Origin of the sequence: Pseudoalteromonas sp. Angola-7, from assembly GCF_028599255.1 — a bacterium.
Lineage (GTDB): Bacteria > Pseudomonadota > Gammaproteobacteria > Enterobacterales > Alteromonadaceae > Pseudoalteromonas > Pseudoalteromonas atlantica.
Genome location: NZ_JAQREL010000002.1, coordinates 291,567 through 312,104, shown reverse-complemented (window position 1 = coordinate 312,104; position 20,538 = coordinate 291,567). Strand labels below are relative to the sequence as shown.

At 40.1% G+C, this 20,538-nt stretch carries 22 protein-coding genes; 9 read left to right on the top strand and 13 right to left on the bottom strand.

Annotated features, from left to right (window positions below; translation table 11 throughout):
- Positions 1-31 precede the first annotated feature (31 nt).
- Both PSH50_RS04030 and PSH50_RS04025 read right to left on the bottom strand, forming a co-directional pair.
- Complete coding sequence (locus PSH50_RS04030; RefSeq protein WP_273609284.1) at positions 32-673, bottom strand: LysE family translocator; 642 nt, start codon at positions 671-673, stop codon at positions 32-34.
- Positions 670-1,863 carry a multidrug effflux MFS transporter gene (locus tag PSH50_RS04025; protein WP_055252998.1) on the bottom strand — a complete coding sequence of 398 codons (1,194 nt, stop codon included), beginning with the start codon at positions 1,861-1,863 and terminating at the stop codon, positions 670-672. Before PSH50_RS04025 ends, PSH50_RS04030 begins: the two co-directional genes overlap by 4 nt.
- Positions 1,864-2,046: 183 nt before the next feature.
- On the opposite strand from PSH50_RS04025, the gene PSH50_RS04020 reads away from it, so the two are divergent.
- Complete coding sequence (locus PSH50_RS04020; RefSeq protein ID WP_029773430.1) at positions 2,047-2,520, top strand: hotdog fold domain-containing protein; 474 nt, start codon at positions 2,047-2,049, stop codon at positions 2,518-2,520.
- Positions 2,521-2,527: 7 nt separating this feature from the next.
- Here the strand turns inward: PSH50_RS04020 and PSH50_RS04015 are convergent, their stop codons facing one another.
- From PSH50_RS04015 to PSH50_RS04005, 3 genes are all read right to left on the bottom strand, one after another.
- Positions 2,528-3,019 carry a polymer-forming cytoskeletal protein gene (locus PSH50_RS04015; RefSeq protein WP_004587381.1) on the bottom strand — a complete coding sequence of 164 codons (492 nt, stop codon included), beginning with the start codon at positions 3,017-3,019 and terminating at the stop codon, positions 2,528-2,530.
- Positions 3,009-4,172: a M23 family metallopeptidase gene (locus PSH50_RS04010; protein ID WP_055253000.1), complete on the bottom strand. Its 1,164-nt coding sequence runs from the start codon at positions 4,170-4,172 to the stop codon at positions 3,009-3,011. Before PSH50_RS04010 ends, PSH50_RS04015 begins: the two co-directional genes overlap by 11 nt.
- A gap of 138 nt (positions 4,173-4,310) precedes the next feature.
- Positions 4,311-4,625, bottom strand: coding sequence for a YebG family protein (locus PSH50_RS04005; protein ID WP_024034226.1), 315 nt, complete (start codon positions 4,623-4,625; stop codon positions 4,311-4,313).
- Positions 4,626-4,970: 345 nt separating this feature from the next.
- Here PSH50_RS04005 and PSH50_RS04000 point away from each other — a divergent pair, with 345 nt between their 5' ends.
- Positions 4,971-5,267, top strand: coding sequence for a ComEA family DNA-binding protein (locus PSH50_RS04000; protein ID WP_024034225.1), 297 nt, complete (start codon positions 4,971-4,973; stop codon positions 5,265-5,267).
- Positions 5,268-5,278: 11 nt separating this feature from the next.
- Here the strand turns inward: PSH50_RS04000 and PSH50_RS03995 are convergent, their stop codons facing one another.
- On the bottom strand, positions 5,279-5,581 hold the full coding sequence (locus PSH50_RS03995) for a DUF6170 family protein (RefSeq protein ID WP_004587377.1): 303 nt from the start codon (positions 5,579-5,581) through the stop codon (positions 5,279-5,281).
- A gap of 1 nt (position 5,582) precedes the next feature.
- Complete coding sequence (gene dsbB / locus PSH50_RS03990; RefSeq protein WP_248462549.1) at positions 5,583-6,101, bottom strand: disulfide bond formation protein DsbB; 519 nt, start codon at positions 6,099-6,101, stop codon at positions 5,583-5,585.
- Between the two features lie 521 nt (positions 6,102-6,622).
- Between dsbB and fadR the strand changes: the two genes are divergently transcribed.
- Positions 6,623-7,336, top strand: coding sequence for a fatty acid metabolism transcriptional regulator FadR (fadR, locus tag PSH50_RS03985; protein WP_004587375.1), 714 nt, complete (start codon positions 6,623-6,625; stop codon positions 7,334-7,336).
- Between the two features lie 235 nt (positions 7,337-7,571).
- Entirely contained in the window at positions 7,572-8,177 is a 606-nt protein-coding gene (locus PSH50_RS03980) for a peroxiredoxin (protein WP_004587374.1), read from the top strand.
- An 87-nt stretch (positions 8,178-8,264) separates the two neighbouring features.
- Here the strand turns inward: PSH50_RS03980 and PSH50_RS03975 are convergent, their stop codons facing one another.
- Entirely contained in the window at positions 8,265-10,856 is a 2,592-nt protein-coding gene (locus PSH50_RS03975) for a TonB-dependent receptor (protein WP_024031815.1), read from the bottom strand.
- A 378-nt stretch (positions 10,857-11,234) separates the two neighbouring features.
- Positions 11,235-11,714 carry an SsrA-binding protein SmpB gene (gene smpB / locus PSH50_RS03970; protein ID WP_004587371.1) on the bottom strand — a complete coding sequence of 160 codons (480 nt, stop codon included), beginning with the start codon at positions 11,712-11,714 and terminating at the stop codon, positions 11,235-11,237.
- Between the two features lie 145 nt (positions 11,715-11,859).
- Between smpB and PSH50_RS03965 the strand changes: the two genes are divergently transcribed.
- Together PSH50_RS03965 and PSH50_RS03960 are read left to right on the top strand one after the other, a co-directional pair.
- Complete coding sequence (locus PSH50_RS03965) at positions 11,860-12,297, top strand: type II toxin-antitoxin system RatA family toxin (RefSeq protein WP_055253005.1); 438 nt, start codon at positions 11,860-11,862, stop codon at positions 12,295-12,297.
- Entirely contained in the window at positions 12,297-12,614 is a 318-nt protein-coding gene (locus tag PSH50_RS03960) for an RnfH family protein (RefSeq protein WP_273609283.1), read from the top strand. The genes PSH50_RS03965 and PSH50_RS03960 overlap by 1 nt, the downstream gene beginning before the upstream one ends.
- A 63-nt stretch (positions 12,615-12,677) precedes the next feature.
- Here the strand turns inward: PSH50_RS03960 and PSH50_RS03955 are convergent, their stop codons facing one another.
- Positions 12,678-13,037, bottom strand: a complete 360-nt coding sequence (locus PSH50_RS03955; protein ID WP_004587368.1) for an outer membrane protein assembly factor BamE — start codon at positions 13,035-13,037, stop codon at positions 12,678-12,680.
- Between the two features lie 107 nt (positions 13,038-13,144).
- On the opposite strand from PSH50_RS03955, the gene PSH50_RS03950 reads away from it, so the two are divergent.
- On the top strand, positions 13,145-13,459 hold the full coding sequence (locus tag PSH50_RS03950; protein WP_273609282.1) for a GIY-YIG nuclease family protein: 315 nt from the start codon (positions 13,145-13,147) through the stop codon (positions 13,457-13,459).
- Here the strand turns inward: PSH50_RS03950 and PSH50_RS03945 are convergent.
- The 3 genes from PSH50_RS03945 to ilvC form a co-directional block, all read right to left on the bottom strand.
- On the bottom strand, positions 13,445-14,623 hold the full coding sequence (locus tag PSH50_RS03945; RefSeq protein ID WP_121637161.1) for a tetratricopeptide repeat protein: 1,179 nt from the start codon (positions 14,621-14,623) through the stop codon (positions 13,445-13,447). The two genes, PSH50_RS03950 and PSH50_RS03945, sit on opposite strands and share 15 nt — an antisense overlap.
- A 79-nt stretch (positions 14,624-14,702) precedes the next feature.
- The gene (locus PSH50_RS03940) at positions 14,703-16,622 is read right to left on the bottom strand and encodes a methyl-accepting chemotaxis protein (protein WP_024031820.1); all 1,920 of its coding nucleotides are present in this window, start codon (positions 16,620-16,622) and stop codon (positions 14,703-14,705) included.
- Between the two features lie 164 nt (positions 16,623-16,786).
- The gene (ilvC, locus tag PSH50_RS03935; protein WP_273586184.1) at positions 16,787-18,259 is read right to left on the bottom strand and encodes a ketol-acid reductoisomerase; all 1,473 of its coding nucleotides are present in this window, start codon (positions 18,257-18,259) and stop codon (positions 16,787-16,789) included.
- A 139-nt stretch (positions 18,260-18,398) separates the two neighbouring features.
- Here ilvC and ilvY point away from each other — a divergent pair, with 139 nt between their 5' ends.
- Both ilvY and PSH50_RS03925 read left to right on the top strand, forming a co-directional pair.
- On the top strand, positions 18,399-19,304 hold the full coding sequence (ilvY, locus tag PSH50_RS03930) for an HTH-type transcriptional activator IlvY (RefSeq protein WP_121637162.1): 906 nt from the start codon (positions 18,399-18,401) through the stop codon (positions 19,302-19,304).
- Between the two features lie 181 nt (positions 19,305-19,485).
- Entirely contained in the window at positions 19,486-20,472 is a 987-nt protein-coding gene (locus tag PSH50_RS03925; protein ID WP_039972219.1) for a GGDEF domain-containing protein, read from the top strand.
- Positions 20,473-20,538: the final 66 nt, after the last annotated feature.

The window sequence follows — 20,538 nt, the reverse complement described above, 5'->3', positions numbered from 1 at the left end:
GCTTTGGTTAAGTAATACCAATTTAGTGTAATTAGTATAATAAATTAATGGCCAGTGCAATAAATACCATGCCGGTCACTCGGTCTATCCAAAGTTGGCTATGTGGGTGTTTTTTGAAAAATTGCGCTATTTTGTCGCCAAAATAAATATACGTACAGTCAATTGGGAAAGCAAAAATAGGGTAGAGCAGACCAAAAAATGCTAATTGAAACGTTGCTGATGATAAGCTTGGGTCTACAAACTGCGGTATAAAAGCAATAAAAAACAACGCGACTTTAGGGTTTAATACCTCGGTCATCATGGCTTGAAACATGACATTTGGCTTTTTACTGGTGCTTACATGGGGCTTATCATCACTAGCGCAATCCACGGTATTTTGCTGCGAAAAAGTGCTTTTAATCATCACAAACCCTAAATAGCACAAATACGCCGCGCCTAAGTACTGGACTGCGCTATAAGCGGTGGGCGAGGCTTTTAACACTGCGCTTAATCCAATAACGGCAAAAAATGTGTGTATTACTCCACCTAAAGCAAAGCCAAATGCGCTTTGCATACCTGCCGCTCTGCCATTGGCAAATGTTTGCGCCATTAAAAATGCGTTTGATGGCCCAGGGGCCACCGCCATTAAAAAGCTCGCCAGTAAAAATGATGCTAAAAAATCAGGGTTGATCATGTATTAACCGGGTGCAATGTATGGGCTTTTTTACTCATTAAAATTAACCAAAGTGGCGCCAGTAACAATAAATGAAAAGCAATTAACCAAGGTGTGCTAAGGCCTAAGTATTGCGTTAAAAACACAAGCACACTAGCGCCACTCATTTGCATAGCACCAATTAAGGCAGAGGCTGTACCGGCTTGTTTAGGAAAGCGCGATAACGCCATACCAGCCGCAGAGCCTAAGCTCAGGGCAAAACCAAGTGCTGCAATTAAAATAGGTAGCATAAGCGCAATGGCCGATTCTATATGGCTAAGTGCAATCATTAATATGCCAGAGGCTACCAATACTGTAACCCCAACGCGCAGGGCTTTTTGGCTATTACGTTTAATATAAATGGGCGTAATAAAGCTGGCTACAATACTTAATACGGCATTGAGCGTAAACCAAAAAGTAAAGTCGGCTACGGTGCCCCCTAAGTGCGTAATGATCCACCCAGGTGCCAAGGTGACATACACAAGAATCGCCGACATGGCGACCATACACAGTAAGCTATTAAATAAAAATATCGGTGTCTTTAATATTGGCACAAACCGGCGTAAGTCCAATATATGTCCTTGGTAGTGACTATCAGCAGGGCGGGTTTCTCTAAATAAGGTGAGCGTAATAACTAGGCCCGCTAACGCAAACAAAGTTAAAAACATAAAGTTCATGCGCCAGCCAAATTGCACGGTAAGCCAAGCACCTAAAATAGGCGCAAGCGCAGGAATAAAACACACAATTCCATTTAAATAGGTAATCATTTGCCCGCTGCGTTCGCTGCCGTATTTATCACGTACAATGGCAAAAGCAACCACAAACGTAGCACATGCACCTAACCCTTGCAGAGCGCGTGCAAACATTAATACAGCAAAAGAGGGTGCCATGTAGGCAAGTAAGGCAGAGCCTGCATATAAGCTAACACCTACAACCGCTACCGGCTTTCGGCCAAACTTATCAGCAAGCGGCCCTGCAATTAATTGCCCTAAACCCACAGTAAGCATAAAAATAGCCACCGTTTGCTGAACCTGTTGTTCGGTTACGTTAAATTGCGTGGCAATAGTTGGAAAAGCGGGAAGATAAATATCAATTGCCATAGGGCAAAATATTACGAGTAACGCTAAGATGAGTAATAAAATTAAGTTAGGTTTAGCGGGCTGTGTTTGCATTAGGTCTCCTTTTGCTGGCTATTTTAGGTGCCCGCTTATAAAAAAGAAAGGGCTTATGAGTGAGCCTCGCTTTATTGTGATAAATATTTCATGACATTAGGATTAACAGCACAGTGAATTGCGCTTTTTTTAACTGGTCTGATGTGTTAATTTGAATTTATAAACACAAAATGGGAAATAACAATGAGTAATAAATCAGCCCTTTTAAAAACCTGGCTTAAATTTAAACGCTTACCTTTTGGCAATTGGTTGTTTAGCAAAGCGGTATGCATAAAAGCCCCGTATTTTGGCTCAATGAAACCTTACGTGCTCGATTTAAGAGAAGGACACTGTAGCGCTGTCGTAAAAAACCGCCGTAGTGTGCATAACCATATTGGGACTATTCATGCTATTGCACAATGTAACTTAGCTGAGCTGTGTGCAGGTGTAATGGTAGATGCCACCGTGCCTTATAAAACGCATCGCTGGATCCCAAAAGGAATGACGGTACACTATTTAGCAAAGGTTGATACCGATGTAACTGCTATTGCAGAAATCGACTTGCCTCGCCAATGGGTAGATAAAGAAGATTTAGTAGTGCCAGTTAAGCTTTACAATACCCGCAATGAACTGGTGTTCACTGCAGATATTACGATGTACATAACCGAGAAAAAGTAATGAGCGCTTAATTAGATTTGGCTTTATCAGCGGCTTGCTTATTAACAAACGACAAGTCGCTATCAGCATCATCAAGCAAAGTTTTTACTTCTTTAGCCGGCTTTAAATCTTCGCTAATAAGTTCCGGTTCTTCTTTTTCAAAGCGCTGTTTTAAGCTGCCTTCAATAATGGCTCCAGCATCAATACTTAGTGTATCGTGAAAAACATCGCCATGTACGTGAGCGCTGCTTTGAATATTCACTTCACTTGCGTTTAGTGAGCCAATAATTTTGCCTTTTACAATGACACTTTTAGCTTCAACCACACCTTCAACAATGCCGGTAGAGCCAATTACCAAGTGCTCTGCCTTTATATCGCCATCAATTCGGCCATCTAGCTGAACTTCGCCTTGGCTGGTAAGTGTGCCAGTTAAGCGCACATCTTCAGAAATAATAGAAGGGGTATGATTTACTCTTTTTAACGTAGTTTGACTACTTGGTTGCTTTTTTTTACCGAACACGAGAAAGCGCCTTTGTTATTTTTAGAGGATTGACATGTTTGCCATCGAGTAACACTTCATAGTGTAAGTGGGTGCTGGTACTTCTGCCAGTACTGCCCATTAATCCAATTACCTCATTTTTAGCAATTGTTTGGCCTTTTTTCACTTTAATTTTATTTAAGTGGCCAAAACGGGTGACCAAGCCATTTTTGTGCTCTAGCTCGATAAAGTTACCATAGCCGCCATTTTTACCAGCGCGCAATACACGTGCATCAGCAGGGGCAAAAATTTCGGTTTTATGCCAGCCGGCTAAATCAACACCTTTGTGAAAAGCGCGGCGGTTGTTCATCGGATCTTTACGTAACCCAAAGTTGCTCGAAATATAGTATTTAGCCGCAGGCAAGGGCAGTGAGTTAGGCAGCTCTGTTAAAAAGTTTTCAAGGTTGTTAAGTAATAATAGCTTATCAACAATGGCTAAAAACTGCCCTGGTATTTTAGTTTCGTCAAATACATCTAACGGTCCACCTTGCGCACTGGTTTGTGCGCCCAGTGCTAAATGTTGTTCAAGGGCTGATTCTAAGCCTGCGCCTTTTAACATCGCTAAAATTGCATCATGGCGTTTATTAATTTGCGCATCAATAAGCGCAAAATTATGCTCGTAGTATTTATTTAAGCGCTCATAACGTGCGGCAAAAGTGATTGGCGTTAGAAGGCTGGCATGTTTGTTTTTCGGCTCTTCATCTACAAGTGGTTCATGAAACTCGCCTTTGTCTTGATTAACAGGCGATTCAAGTTGTTCTTCTAGTTTTATTGTCTCTTTACTAATAGATGCGGGGAGGGATTCAATCATACCTTGCAAAAGTGCCTGCTTTTGCTCTAGTACTGCAAGTTGTTCTAATTGCTTAGCGTGCAGTGCTTTTTGTTCTTGGACCTGCTTTTGCCACACTTGTTGTTTGTCAATTTGGCTTTGTTCTATGTCGGTAATTTTATTTGTTTGGCTATAAACACGAAAACTAGAAATACCGACCCAAGTAATAGTGCCTAAAATAAGCAGTACTGTAAAAAGCTGAAACCAAGGCGCCAAAACAACATGCTTAACTTCGCCATTTTGACGAATAAGCAACTGACGGGCTGGGAAAAATTTTTGGTAAAAAGACTTAATAAATACTGACATGGCACATAAACACTCGCTATTAACCGGATTAATGTATCAATTTCAGTCTAAAAAGCCAGAAAAAATTTGTAACTGTTCAAAAATTAATAAAAAAGGGCTGCTATTTAGTAGCAGCCCTTTATTTAAAATAGTCGCAAATTAGCTAGCTTGTTGCTCGTCGTTATCTTTTATTGATGCTACGTTGTCGGCTTTTTTAGCTTTAGCTGTACCTTTTGTTGTGGGCTCTTTTGCGCCTTTTAACACCGCCATAAAGTCATCTTTACTCTTTGCAATTTCAAGCGCAAGCGATTCAACCTGTTGCTCGCTCAGTGGCACATCTACTTTTTCCAGCATTACTTCAAGCGATTCTGCTATATCGAGCATTTTGTCATAGGCATCCGCTTCTTTTTTAGTAGTAAACGTCATTCGCTCAACTCCGTTTCGTTCTACAACATATTTAACAACAACAGCCATGATCTCTCCTGCTTGATTGCGTGGTAATGTGGTTACTGACCCGTAGGTCACTGTTTTTATATACAGTAAATGTTTGTGTGTAAAATTGCAAGTATTCGGTGCATTTTTAGCTTGTCATCAATTTGACAAAAAAGCGTAACTTTACTTTAGTTAAGCAATCACTTGTTGTACCAGCTGCATTTTAGGTTTTCGGATTTAGGTGATTATGCACTGGAAATAATATAAGTGATGCGCGTTGCTCCTTATTTAACATTATTTCCTCAAATAAAAATTAAGCACATGTTTAAAGCCAAATTAGCAGTTTAACTATAACGCTTTGGTATAAACAAAAATAAGGAATAACAAATGAAAAATCTATTAACGCTACTTATTATTAGCTTTTTAAGCTTTAGCGCGTTTACCCACGCTAACCCTGTTGAAGATAAGCCTATGGTTGAAATGCCGCAAGCGCCGGTTATTAATATTAATAGTGCCGATTCAGAAATGCTGGCCAAGTTGCCTGGTATTGGTAAGAAAAAAGCGCAGGCTATTGTTGATTACAGGGTTGAAAATGGTGAATTTTCCCAGCTGAGCGACTTAACTAACGTAAAAGGAATAGGTAAAAAGCTTGTAGCTAAACTAGAAGGAAAAGTGTCTTTATAATAGGCAGGGCGCTAAGCGCCCTGTGAATACTGCTCAAGTGCTTTGGCTAAATATTTTTTAGCGAAGTTTATTTCAATCGGGGTTGTTAAAAGCGGGTAACACAGGCCACCTAAAATTAAAAAGGGAATGAGTTCCCATCCTTTAAAAACAGTAAATAATAAAAACAATGGGCTGAGCAATATCAGCTTTACTATTCTTAATAACACTCTATCGGTAGCAGGTAGCATACTTAGCGCAATAGCAACAACGGCTTGTCGCTGCCTCACTTTAAGGTGCTTTAGTTCAGGCAGCTGACTGGTAAAAAACGTAAACATATTAAATAGTCTTTTTAGTAAGTAAGCGAGTGGTAACAATTACAAAAAGCGTAATAGTAAATAACGCAAATAGTATTTCCATCCATGCTGGCATACTTAATCCCGCAAATTGCCAATCGATATTACCGCAATCCCCTGTGGCTTGAAAAAAGCTTGGGATCCATTCATGCAATGGCATAAATGAAGGAAAGTTTGGCTCAAACTCACAGCTAAATGCAAAGGGATCGGTGGTTGTTTGCATTTCAATGTGCTCACGTGCAATAAAGTAACCCCACACACTTGATACACCCCACACTAAATAAGCGATAGCGCGTACTAATTTACTTTGTGGTTTAGTTGCGCCAATAATGCCTGCCCCTAATAAGCCTAATACCGCAGTTCGCTGGTAAATACACATAATGCATGGAGCAAGGCCCATCTGGTATTGAAAAAACAGTGCGGTGACTTCTAAGAAAAATACAATGCCTGTAAATAGTAGCCATGGAGTACGTTGAGTAGGGAGTTGTGCTAGCCAGTTCATAAAAAATCCGCATTGAAATAAGACGTTGAATTATGTACTAGGATAAAGTAACGAGCAACAAAAAGGGTAAAAAAGCTACCGAAGTGGCTTTTTTTAAGATGAAATTAATAAGCGGTTATGGCCAATCCTATTTAGGGAAAGGTTAAGCTTAATTTGCTAAGTGAACATGTAATATAAGATTGGTTCGCTAAAAAGGCTTGTTTAAACGTTGTAGTTAACAGGCTCTGCTGTATGCGACTTTTGAATGTGCTTGTTGCCGCACACGGGAATTATTGTAGTAATGCAATGGTGAAGCAAAAACAGCAATGGTATTAATGTACCTACTATGAATAGGGTTAATTTATTTAGCAAATTAGACCTAATTTAAGCATGTTGAATTTTATTATTTACTATTGCGAAATTTTCAGCGGTTGGTTGGCACTTATATCAACGAGTTTACTTGTTAGTTATATTTCATCTGGTACAATCTGTCAGTTATTCGTATAAAACGATGAGTTGTGATTAATTCGAGTGGGAATTGAATGAGAATTTTTAAAGCTAAAAGCCCAGCAGGATTTGCTGAAGAGTATATAGTTGAATCTATCTGGAACGGCGATTTCCCTCCAGGTTCAATTCTACCTGCAGAGCGTGAGCTTTCTGAGTTAATTGGTGTAACCAGAACAACCTTACGTGAAGTACTGCAACGTTTAGCACGCGATGGCTGGCTAACTATTCAGCACGGCAAGCCAACCAGAGTGAATAACTTTTGGGAAACATCGGGTTTAAACATACTCGAAACGCTGGCGCGCTTAGATGAAGACAAAATGCCAGAGCTTACCGATCAGTTATTATCTGCACGTACTAATATTAGTGCTATTTATACCCGTGCAGCGATAAAGCTTAACCCTGAGCGTGTTATTGAAATTTTATCAAAAAGCGATGAACTTGAAGACACTGCGCAAGCTTTTGCAGATTACGATTACAAAGTACACCACGAATTAGCTGTCGCTGGTAATAACCGCATATACGTACTTATACTTAACGGTTTTAGAGGGTTTTACTTTAAAATTGGTTGTCATTATTTCTCAGACGCAGGCACTCGCCAGTTAGCACGTCAATTTTATAAAGATCTAACAGTATTGGCTGAAAACCGTGAGCATGATGGCGCGATTTCAATGATGCGTAAGTTTGGCCATCAAACCGGTGAAATCTGGCAAAATATTAAAGGCGATATGCCTTCCGATATCATGGATTAACCCATTTTTAAAACCTGCAAATGCAGGTTTTTTTATAGGCGTAATAAAGTTTTAATATCTGTTCGGTATTTTCGATTGTGCACATCGCTAAATACGATTGTTCTTTTTTCCTTATTAAATTTAAAATGCCACGTAATTATGTGTTGGTGCTATTGTTTTTTTATTTTTAGCGCCCATATAAGTATCAGCATTGCGTATGCAATCGACAACAAACTCAAAATATTTGGAGAATAAAATGGGTGTATTAGTAGGCCGCCAGGCACCAGACTTTACCGCTGCAGCTGTACTAGGTAATGGTGAAATTGTAGATAGCTATAACCTTCATGAAACAATTAAAGGTAAAAAAGCAGTAATCTTCTTTTACCCACTAGATTTCACGTTTGTATGTCCTTCAGAACTTATCGCATTTGATAAGCGTTACGAAGAATTCCAAAAGCGTGGCGTAGAAGTAATTGGTGTTTCTATCGATTCACAATTCTCACACAACGCATGGCGTAACACTGCTGTAGCAGACGGCGGTATTGGTAAAGTTCAATACGCACTAGTTGCAGATGTTAAGCACGAAATTTGTAAAGCATACGACGTTGAGCACCCTGAAGCGGGCGTTGCATTTCGTGGCTCTTTCCTAATCGATGAAGAAGGTAACGTACGTCACCAAGTAGTGAACGACTTACCACTTGGTCGTAACATCGACGAAATGATCCGCATGGTTGACGCGCTAGCATTTCACAGCGAAAACGGCGAAGTATGTCCTGCAGGTTGGGAAGAAGGTAAAAAAGGTATGGACGCAAGCCCTGAAGGTGTTGCTAAGTTCCTATCTGAAAACGAAGGCGAGCTATAATTTAGCCCCTACGCTTTAATAAAAAAACCGCCATATGGCGGTTTTTTTGTTTTTAGCATAGCCCATTTAATAATGGGCTATATTAAATTAAAACGAGAAGGTTACTTTAGTGTAGAAGTAACGACCACGAGGGTTGTGTACACCCGATGCATACCCGTAAAGGTCGGCATCGCCATCACCAATGGCAAATGGTGGCTCTTCGTCAAATACGTTATTTACACCAAGCGACACTTTAGTTGCATCACTTACACGGTAAGATGTTTGTAAATCTACCAGTGCTTGCGAGTCAACCATACGCGATGTATTGCTATCAAAGTCTAAGTTACCGTCAAAGTCTATATCTGGGGTATCTTCAAACTCGCCTACGTAGCTAATATTTACGTTGGTATTAAATTGGCCAATTTCCCAGTTAGTAGAGAAAATCCAGCGGTGCTCTGGGTAATTGTATTCACCCGTGTAGTCGCGGCCGTCTTTTTCAAACTTGTTTTGGTACGCCCATTCTAAGTTAAATTTAAGTAAGCCTAAATCATCCAGCGAATGGTTGTAATTTGCTGATAAATCAACTCCTGACACTTCTTGCGAAGAGACGTTTTCAAAGGTGCTGTATATTTTTTGAATGGTACCTAAGCTATTACCACCACTAGGTGCTAAGCGTACACACACCGTGCTATCTTGGTTATTACACTCAGAGTTGTAAATTGGGCCAAATTCTTGTTCATCAATTTTATTATCTTGGGTAATACTCCACACATCTACGCTTAAACCAAACTCAGCAGAAGGTGCCCAAATAAAGCCAACATTCCATGATTCTGACTCTTCTGCTTCTAAGTCAGGGTTACCCGCAAATTCAATGTTGTAATCTAGCGCGTCACAATCAAGGCCAGTTGCTTCACAGCGATAAGTATCTACAAAAAACTGACTTTCTTGTGATGGACCTAAACCTACTTGTGCAAGCGATGGCGCTCTAAACCCTTGTGCCCACGAACCACGAATGGTTATTTCGTCGGTAGGTGCCCAGCGTAAAGCGACTTTAGGGTTTGTTGTATTACCAAAGTCGCTGTAATCATCGTAACGGCCAGCGAGTTGTAGCTCTAGGTTTTCAGCAAGTGGGATTGAAAATTCCACATAGGCTGCGTATTGGTCGCGCTCTGCTGCAGCAGACACAGACTCAGTACCAAAAATTAAACCGCGCTGAAATTGGTCATCCGGTGTATCGGTTACATCTTCTTCACGGTATTCAATACCCGCGGCCATCATAACCACATCATCACCAAAGCTGAATGCTTCACCAGAGATGTTAGCGTCGAATGAGGTCATATGAGACTCACCGCGACGTACTAAGCTTGTGGTAATTCTGTCAATAACTTCTGGGCTGTTATAGGTGCCACCAAATGGGTTGTAGTTACCGGCATCAATCTCTTGTTGTAAAAAGTCGGTGCGAACCCAACCTTGCGAGCGATCGCCTGTTTGAAGTGATTTACTACGGCCTTTTTGAACCGCAGCTTCCCAGCTCCATTCGTTAATTTCGCCTCTTAGGCCAGCTACAAAGCGAAGCGTGTCTGATTCAATATCCCATTGGCGAGCGCCCGCATCAACCGTACGGTAACGGCCAATTTGAATATCTTCACCAAACGGGTTGTTAGGGTGGCTAGCAGGTACTGTTAAACCTGCATCTTCATCTAGTGGAGTAGGGGCACCGGCTGCAACTGAGGTATTATGCTGCACTGCCATTTCTAAAAAGCCGGTAATACCATTATCAAAATTGTATTCAAATTGAGAAATAGCACCTACGCGCTCAGACTCAGGGGCGATGTAGCCAAATGGGCCGTAATCAAATAAACAACTACCGCTTGATGTGGCGTTTTCAGCAGGGCAATCTGGGTCAATTGTTTTTACACCATCAACATAAAAGTAGCCTGGAAAGCCACGAGAAGAGCGAAAGTCTTCGCCGCCATAAGGCGATTGATTAGCGGTGCCTAAGCTGCCCATTTCATCCGACGAAAGCGAGGTGTTTTTAAAGTAATCAATAATAATTGAGGCGCTGCTTTTTTCGCTAGTTGTACCCCATACTAAACTTGCTGTTGTTTCTTCGTAATTAGGGCCATCGGTACCACCGTAGCCTAAGTTTAGTTCAACGCCATCTATGTCTTTTTTCAAAATAACGTTGACTACGCCCGCTACTGCATCAGAGCCATAAATTGCTGATGCGCCATCTTTTAAAATATCAATGCGTTCAATCGCCGATACCGGAATACTATTAATATCGACAAATGAGTTTGTAATACCTTCGGCAAAGGCACTAATTGCAACACGGCGGCCGTTGATTAGCACCAATGTAGCATCAGCACCTAAACCACGTAGGCTGACCGCGGCAGATCCATTTGCAGTTGAATCTTGGTTGTTGCCGCGTGTTGAGAAAGTACCGCTGCCTGCCACAGGCATTCTTTCGAGGAGTTGTTGAAGGTTATCGTAACCCATGTTTTCGATATCTGCTCTGCCAATAGATTGTACTGGCGAAGGCCCTTCGATATCGGTGCGTTTTATGCGCGAACCTGTTACTTCAATGCGTTCTACTTTTTTTGCTTCTTCAGCAGCATAAGCTGTTGTTGTAAACCCTGCTGAAAGTGCGATTGTAGCACCTGCAATTATGCTAGGTGTAAATGCAATTGATTGCTTCATCCTTAAGTCCTTGTTGATATGTTATAAATTTAGTTGCTTAACAAGCGCTGACATTAATATCATGTAACTTAAGTGTTATCAATCTACACCCTTTGCGATTTTAGTATGAGTTTTTGTAGAGTATTGAGGGAAAAATATTCAATAATAGAAACAACGAAAAAGGATAGACAAGGCTAAATTACTCGCTTTGTACCATAAAATTTGCGCACTAAAATGGACAGGCATTTAAATAAATTAAAAAAATAAATAAAGTGTAATAATTTATTTATATCATGCACAGGGATGAATTAAATAAAGCTGAGGGGAATTTGATCAGGTTGTTTTAAATTTAACCGGTAAGAAATTAAAAAAAACGCCTAAATAAATTAGGCGTTGTGTTTATACTTTATGTTTCATGAGGCGTTCTTTCTCACGCGACCAATCTTTATTTTTGCCGTCTTCACGTTTGTCATGCATTTTTTTACCTTTTGCTAAGTGAAATTCAAGTTTCACCCAACATTTTTTCCAATACATGGCAGTGGCAACAAGTGAGTAGCCATCTCGTTCAGTGGCACCGACTAATCTATCAAGCTCTTTGCGGCTTAATAACAGTTTACGGTATCGCATTGGATCGCAAATAACATGAGTCGAGGCGCTATTTAAAGGCTGAATTTGACTGCCTAATAAAAAAGCTTCGCCATTTTTAAGATGTATATAAGTTTCTGAGATGTTTACCTTACCAGCTCGGATACTTTTTACTTCCCAGCCCTGTAGTTCAACACCTGCTTCAAACTTGTCGTGTAAAAAATACTCATGACGCGCTTTTTTGTTAAGCGCGATGGTATTACTGTTCGATTTTGATGATTTGTTCTTAGCCATAGTGCCCTATAATATACGTATTAAGAGATGTTTTACATCGATTTTTTATATGTGCCTTTAAAATAATCTGGTGAACTTAAGACCATGAAAATTTGGGGAAACGCGCAAAGCTTGCTAAAATTCGCCCACACAGTTGGGAGTGAGTATGCCACAAATAGAAAAAAGTGCGCTGGTTATGTACAGCACTAAAGAGATGTTTGACCTAGTTAATGATGTAGAAGCTTATCCGCAGTTTTTACCTAATTGCTCAGACTCTAAAATCGTTTCGCAGCACAATAATAACATGACCGCGAGTTTAGAAATATCCAAGGCGGGTATAAAAAAGTGGTTTACCACTGAAAACACCTTTATTGACGAGCAAACCGTGCAATTAAGGCTGGTTGATGGCCCATTTAAAACTCTTAAAGGGCGTTGGCATTTTCAAGCGTTAGATAAAAAAGCCTGTAAAGTTGAGCTTAAGCTTGAATTTGAATTCTCTAGCAAGCTTATAGAATTGGCGTTTGGTAAAATATTTAATGATGTAGCTAAAAATATGGTTAGCGCATTCACGCAACGTGCAAAAGATGTATACGGAGCAAGATAATGATTAGCGTTGAGATAGTTTTTGCATTACCGACTAAAGCAACCACATTAACAGTGGAAGTAGCGCAAGGAACCACAGCCGAACAAGCTGTTATTCAATCGGGGATCATTAAAAAGTGCCCTGAAATAGACCCAACTGCGCTAACTTTAGGTGTATGGAATAGAACAGTAAAAGCGCATTACGAATTAAAAGATGGCGACAGAATAGAAATTTATCGTCCACTAATTGCAGACCCTAAAGATGCTCGAAGAAAGCGTGCTGAAAAAGCAAAAGAGGAAGGTCGAGCTAATAAAGTTACCGGTGGGCGTCCTTTATAAAGGTTATTAATGTAGTAAATAAAAAAGGTGAGCCATGCTCACCTTTTTTAATAACTAAAGCGTTTACTGCTCTAGCGGAGTATCAAAGTTTTCTGGCTGATCATAATCACCCGAAACAGCAACTAGTTGATCATTTTCAAATTTAACCAGCAACTCTTTATGCTGCTCATTATCGCGGCCTTTGTTAAAGCTGTACACATAACGCCAGGTACTATTATCAAACGCATCTTCTGCTATTGGACGACCTAATACATAAATAACTTGCTCTCGTGTCATGTTTACACGAAGCTTATCTACATCTGATTGCTCTAAAAAGTTACCCTGTGGGATATTGATTCTATATACCCAGCTAGAACAACCTGCTAAAGAGCTGAATGTGAGAGCAACGATAAGCCAAAGAGAAAAAGTTTTTAACGACTGCATTGTTAGTTGTGATCCTTATTTTTTATAATCTGCATGATACCGATTAGTCACTGAAGGTAAAACCCTTTTAAGAAATTGTTTTTAGTTACGAGGGTTAGGGCAACGTTTTGACCACAAACACACAAAAAAGTTTAAGTATAAATATAAGCAAAGAACACAAAGTACCCTCAACGTGGTATTTGTATATAGTGCAAACGCGTTTAGGCCACTGGTATACAGGTATAACAACAAATGTTGATAAGCGCTTAGCCACGCATCAAGCGGGTAAAGGCGCAAAAAACTTAAAAGGCAAAGGCCCTTTAGTTTTAATTCATCAACAAAAGGTGGGCTCAAAAAGCGAAGCCAGTAAGTTAGAGTGGCAAATTAAAAAATTAAGTAGGGCCCAAAAAGAGCACTACGTACAACAGCTAATGACTAAGTGAAGCTGTGGCATTTTTTAATGCTTTTAATTTATTACGATAGCGGGCTTTGTCATAGTTAAACTCGGCGTTTATACCCGCTAAACGCATATAATGTGTTGCCTGCTTTATATTGCCGGTAAAATAATATGCTCGCGCAAGGCCAAAGTGGCTTTCGTGTAACTTAGCGTCAATTTTATAAGCGCTTTTAAAATGCTTAATCGCTTGGGAGTAATTTTTAAGTACCAGTTCACTATTACCCAATGATATATGGTAATACGGGTTAGCTTGGCGCTTTTTATTGAGCTGTTTTAGCATTTGCTGACCTTGTTTAGCGCGGTTACTTAAGGTGTACAGCACAGCGAGATTACCTATGGCAGTATGGTTATTTTTATCAAGCAATAATGCATAGTTATATGCCTGTTCAGCTTCTTTTAAATAATTAAGCTGCCTAAATACAATACCTAAATTTCCCCAGCCACCACTGTATAATGGGGCGGCTTCAACGGCGGCACTAAAGTAGCTATAAGCTAAATTATAATTTTTATTTACTAACGCTTGAGCGCCTTTATTGTTATAAAACATAGCCGTAACAAACTCTTTGCTTATTGGGCTGGTTTTAAAGCGTTGTTTTCTTATATTCGGGTCGAAGTCTATGGTTAACTGTTTATCACGTTGATAAACCATTGTGGCTGGTATTGTTTGCATAAGCGCATTGTCAATTGATAAATTAATATGCCCTGTCAGTAAATTAACCCCTTTATTCATTGCCCAATATTCAGGAATATGAACCTTTTGAAAGCGCGCTTTTATACCTAAATAATCGGCTAAGCTATACGCTAATATCGATAACGACAGGCAATTAGCATTTAAATTAGCGTAGGTTTGCGATGCACTCAATGTGGCACCACTTTGATAGGTTAACGAGTTATCGCCGTTTTTTAATAAAAAACTTAAAATACTGTTCGCTAAGTAATGCGCGCTGCGCTTACTGGTTAAGTGGGCATCAAGTTGGGAAGTGATTGTTTTGTCGAGCTTAAATATGTCTTGCTCGGTTTCAACGTTAATACGGTTAAATGTTGGATGGTTTGCTAGGGCAAGCGGCGGCGGTTCACGCACCGTGGTGTTACATGCGCTTAAATATAAGCAACTACTTAGTAATAATGCGTTAAAACAAGATATGTTCATAAACCACCTCCAACATATTACATCTATAAGTGTAGATGCAATATGCGCAGGTGGTTTATTAAAGTGTTACAAAACGTGTTTAGTGGTGTTTTTCAAAGGTGGCTACGAGTGCATCAAGGGCTTGAGCGCTATTTGCTAAATCGCGAATTGCTTGCTCGGTGTTTATTTGCTCATTCATAGCACGGTCACTAATTTCACTTATTTGCTCAATATTACGTCCTACATCAGCAACCACGTTACTTTGCTGCTCAGTTGCGGTGGCAATTAAAGTAGCCATGTCGTTTATTTGATTTGCTGTTTCGCTTATCGCATCAAGCAATTCAACAGAGCTTTGCATTGCGCCTACGCTTTGTTGGGCTTTTTGCTTAGATTGACTAATATCGTTTACTACATCTTCAGAAATAGTGGTTAGCTCTTCAATCATTGACTGAATTTCGGTGGTTGATTGCGAGGTACGATTAGCAAGCGCGCGTACTTCATCGGCCACCACTGCAAAGCCTCTACCATGCTCACCAGCCCGTGCCGATTCGATGGCTGCGTTTAAGGCCAGTAAATTAGTTTGCTCTGAAATGCCGCGAATAGAGTCAACAATACTCGCTATATCAATTGTTTTTTTAGAAAGCAGTGTTACTTGCTCGGTAATGCCGTCAATATCAGTGGCAAGCGCTGAAATTGTAGCTTGGCTTTGCAGTACTTGCTGATGGCTTTGGCTGGTGTTTTCTTGACTGCTTTGCGTTAACTTGGCTGCATTAGCCGCACTTTGTGCTATTTCTTGTACAGTTGCGCCCATTTCGTTAATGGCTGCAGCTACCGAAATGGTTTGCTCTTTTTGATTATCAATAGACTGCGAGTTGTTTTTTGCTTGTTCAAATACATGATTAGAACTTTGGCGTATTTCTGTACTTTCGTTGGCGACTTGCTTTATGGCAGTTTCAATTTTATGAATAAACTGGTTAAAGCCATGGCTTAAATTGTTTAGCTCTGGCTGATTAGACTCTGGCAAACGGTACGCTAAATTAGCATCGCCTGATCCTAAACGTGAGAACAGCTCGGCCATATCCGAAAGCGGTGACGCTAAAGAACGTGCTAACAAGTAACTTAGCATGCTAGCAACGAGGGCTATCACTAGCGTAAAGGTAAATATTTGCCACTCCAATGTACCTACAGTCGCAAACACCTCACTTTTAGGTACTTGGGCTAATACGTATAAGTCGGTATTGGCTATTGGCATGGCTGCTAAAAATGTGGCTTCGTTATTAAGTGATAATTCTGTAATTGCAAAACCAGAGGGGTTATATAAAGTACTATGAACATTACTGCCATAAAGTGTGTCTATGTTTACTTTAGCCACTTTATTTGCATCTTTATGTAACTGAATTAAGCCGCTTTTATCTGCAATAAACACAAAGCCTGTTTGCTCAATTTTAAATTGTTGTAATAGCTTTTGCATGTCGGTGATGCTTTTTGCAAGCCCCGCTAACCCAAGCCCATTTGTTTGTTGATGATTTACAAACATTTTTACATCAGTCGGGGATTCTTGATAAATACTGATTGAGTACGGATTATTTGAGTTGGTAAAGCCAAAAAACCACCCATCAGCCGCGTCGTTTTTAAGCACGCGTAAAAATCCGTGTTGGTTCCAATATTGTGCTGTATCACGGTTAGCCCACGACGCCGTTGCTAAATCAAACTGCTTTGCTACGCGGTTTAATTCTTTAAGCAGTAGTGTGTCGTCTTGGTTATTTGAGCGCGCCCACTCTAAGATAAATTCATTTGATGATAGTTGCTGTGCAGCACCTAGTAGTTCGTTTATTTCGCCACCAATTTGATTACTAATACTGTGTAATTTGCTGGGTAGCTCAGATTCAATCATACGTCGTTCTATAATATCTTCAGAGCTATATAAAGACGTTAAACCAATTAATGCAGCGACACAGATTGCAATGGTACTGCCTAAAATGGTGATTTTTTGAGTGATAGTTAGGTTTTTTATCGTCATATTATTTAACTTTACAACTAGGTAGATAGCCATGTTAGCACATTATTAATTAAGCGCTAATTATTGCAATATATCTAAAAGGGTATACTCGCTTTTTATTATTACTAGCACGAAAAAGCCCACAGCGTATGCATGTGGGCTTGGTTTCTAACAAGCGAAACTAGTTATACAATTTTCTTCATAGCTGACATGTAGCCGCGTAGTCTAGCGCCAACAATTTCAACAGGGTGCTCACGTAGTGCAGTGTTAATTTGAATCAATGTTTGGTTATCTACTTGGTTACTTTGCTCATTTAAGCCTTTACCAATAACATCGGTGTCGATGTTTTTCATAAAATCGGCCAATAATGGTAAACACGCATGGTTGTATAAGTAACAGCCGTATTCTGCAGTATCAGAAATAGTACGGTTCATTTCGAATAACTTTTTACGTGCTATTGTGTTGGCAATTAACGGTGTTTCGTGTAAAGACTCATAATAAGCCGACTCGTCAATAATGCCCGCTGCAGTCATGGTTTCAAATGCAAGCTCAACGCCCGCTTTAACCATAGCAACCATTAAAATACCGTTATCGAAAAACTCTTGCTCAGAGATTTCTACATCACCAGCAGGGGTTTTTTCAAAGTTAGTTTCGGCAGTTTCTGCACGCCATTTTAGTAAGTTTGCATCGTCGTTTGCCCAATCTTCCATCATTACGCGTGAGAAAGTACCGTCGATAATGTCATCTTGGTGCTTGTTATAAAGCGGGCGCATAATAACTTTAAGTTCTTCGCTTAGTTCAAACGCTTTTACTTTTGCAGGGTTTGATAAACGGTCAAGCATGTTAGTAACGCCGCCGTATTTAAGGGCTTCGGTAATTACTTCCCAGCCGTATTGAATTAGTTTTGATGCGTAACCCGCATCAATGCCTTTTTCAATCATTTTATCAAAACATAAAATTGAACCGGTTTGTAACATGCCACAAAGAATTGTTTGCTCGCCCATTAAGTCTGATTTAACTTCAGCGATAAACGATGACTTAAGTACACCGGCACGATGACCACCGGTACCCGCAGCGTAGGCTTTAGCTTGTGCTAAGCCGTGACCTTGTGGGTCGTTTTCTGGGTGAACAGCAATAAGAGTAGGTACACCAAAGCCGCGTTTGTATTCTTCGCGCACTTCAGAACCAGGACACTTAGGAGCAACCATGATTACCGTAATGTCTTCACGAATTTGCATGCCTTCTTCAACAATATTAAAACCGTGCGAGTAAGCAAGTGTAGAGCCTTGTTTCATTAAAGGCATAATGGCAGTTACAACGGCCGTATGTTGCTTATCTGGTGTTAGGTTTAATACTACGTCAGCGCTCGGAATTAGCTCTTCGTAGGTGCCTACAGTAAAACCGTTTTCAGATGCATTTAAGTATGACTGACGACGCTCATCAATTGCTGATTGACGTAACGTGTACGATACATCTAGGCCTGAGTCACGTAAGTTTAAACCTTGGTTAAGACCTTGTGCGCCACAGCCAACAATAACCAGCTTTTTACCTTTAAGTGCATCAACACCCTCGGTAAATTCACTTGGGTCCATAAATTCACATTGCGCTAATTGAGCTAACTGCTCGCGTAAAGGTAAGGTATTAAAATAATTCGCCATGTTAGTGTCCTATAATTCGTGTTTGTTAGATGCAAAGCGTATTTGCTTTGCTTAAACACACCATAAAAAAAAACTTTGCTTGCGTAAAATGATATATTTGCACTAAAGTATTTCAAAAAATGAAACGTAGAGGCATATAATGGATCATAAGCATTTAAATTACTTTTTAGCGTTAGCTAAAACGCTCCATTTTGCCCGTGCGAGCGAGCTGTGCCATATAAGTGCACCTACATTAAGTCGCAATATTAAGCAGCTTGAAGATGAGGTCGGCGTTGCTTTATTTATACGCGATAACCGAAGTGTAAAATTAACTAAAGAAGGGGAGTCGTTTATTGATTACGCCACCTCTACACTGGCTAATTGGCAGCGCTTTAAAGCGAATGTGAAAGACCCAACCCAGCATATTTACGGTAATGTGAGTATTTATTGCTCAGTCACCGCCTCGTATAGTTTTTTGCATCAAATATTAGAACAACTCCGCGCGCAGCATCAGCATATAGAAATAACGCTAAATACCGGCGATCCGGCGTTGGCAATAAACCGAGTGCTGGATGCCCATGAATCAATGGCTATTGCTGCACGGCCAAGTAAACTGCCTGCCCAAATTGCTTTTGTTAATATAGGCCACTCTCCACTGGTTCTTATTGGACCTAAAATTCAATGCCCGATCAGCGAAAAAATAGCGAAAAACGCCCCACATATTGATTGGTCAGAACTGGAGTTTATTGTACCTGAGCAAGGTTTTTCTAGGCAGCGGTTAGAGCAGTGGTGGCGGAAAAATAATGTGCATGGAAAAATTTATGCACAAGTAGCAGGGCACGAAGCTATGGTGTCTATGGTGAGCCTAGGATTAGGTGTCGCCATGGTTCCCAAAATAGTGCTAGATAATAGTCCGCTACAAGACAAGGTACACGTACTGCCCAGTGAAAATTACCAGCCAGAAGGGTTTGATATTGGTTTGGCGGTGCTAAAAAAAGAGCTTAACGACCCAGCAATCAGTGCATTATGGAATATTGCACAAACTTTAGGCGCAAATGTTATTTAAGCTTTTAACGATTAATATAATTCAGTAAATAGTATGATTAACAGTTGCGTATGAGTTTACTATTACTTAACATGAAAGCTTAATAATAAAAAATAATGACGCACGAGAGTTTATAATAATTATGGATCATGCTGTATCGCTCGCTCATTCTGCTCAATGTTTAAAAAAAGCAATTCCCCTGATGGTAAAATACCGAATGCCGGTAACGCCTATCAATTACGCTATTTGGTATTGCTATGTGCAAGGCAGTAAGCCAGCATTAAATGCTGAGCTTGATCACGTCATTGCTGAGCAACAAACATGTACTCAAAATAAAGCAAAAGAAATTTTTGATAAGCATTTAAGCGAAGATGACTTAGTGTTTTTTCAAGAAATGGCAGATCGCTTCCATGGCACTATGGAGCAAGTACAGCATGATATAAGCGTTACCCTCGATCATTCTAAAAGCTTTACCACGTCGTTGGTAGATTCTCAAAATGAGTTGGCAAGTTTAGCTAATGTAAATTCGTTTAACGAAATACTCGGTTGTGTTGAACGCTTAACCGATGAGTCGGTGGCTATGCAAGACTATGCGCGAGAATTTCAAACTAAGCTTGCGGTAGCCTATAACGAAATTAAAGATTTAAAAGAAGCACTTAACCTTTCTCAAGAAGCAGCTGATACAGACCCCCTGACAGGCTTTTTTAATAGAAGAAAGTTTGATGATGATATTCAGCAGTTTTGTCAAACCTATTCAGAGCAAGCTGACGAGAGCGTATTGGCGGTACTAATCATGTTTGATATTGATCACTTTAAGCGTTTTAACGACGATTTTGGTCATCAAAAAGGCGATGAAGTACTTAAATTAGTAGCCAAAAAAGTTTCGCAAAATATTTCCGATAGCCTGAATGTTTACCGCTATGGTGGTGAGGAGTTTTGTATTACCGGGTATTTTGACAGCATCAACGAGATTATGGTGTTTGCTGATAAAATTCGTTTAGATATTGCCTCATTAACTATCCGTAAAAAAGACGATGTAAATTCTAAACGTGCAATTTCTGCAAGTTTTGGGCTCGCTATTTTACGTCCATTCACGAAAGGTTCGGTACTTATTGAGCGCGCCGACCGAGCTTTATATATAGCTAAAACACATGGTCGCAACCGTATTGAAATAGCCCCTGACATTTAAATGTGATACGCATGTATAAAAATTGTGAATGATTGTAACCAGGTGGCGCACATTTGTGCTTACCTT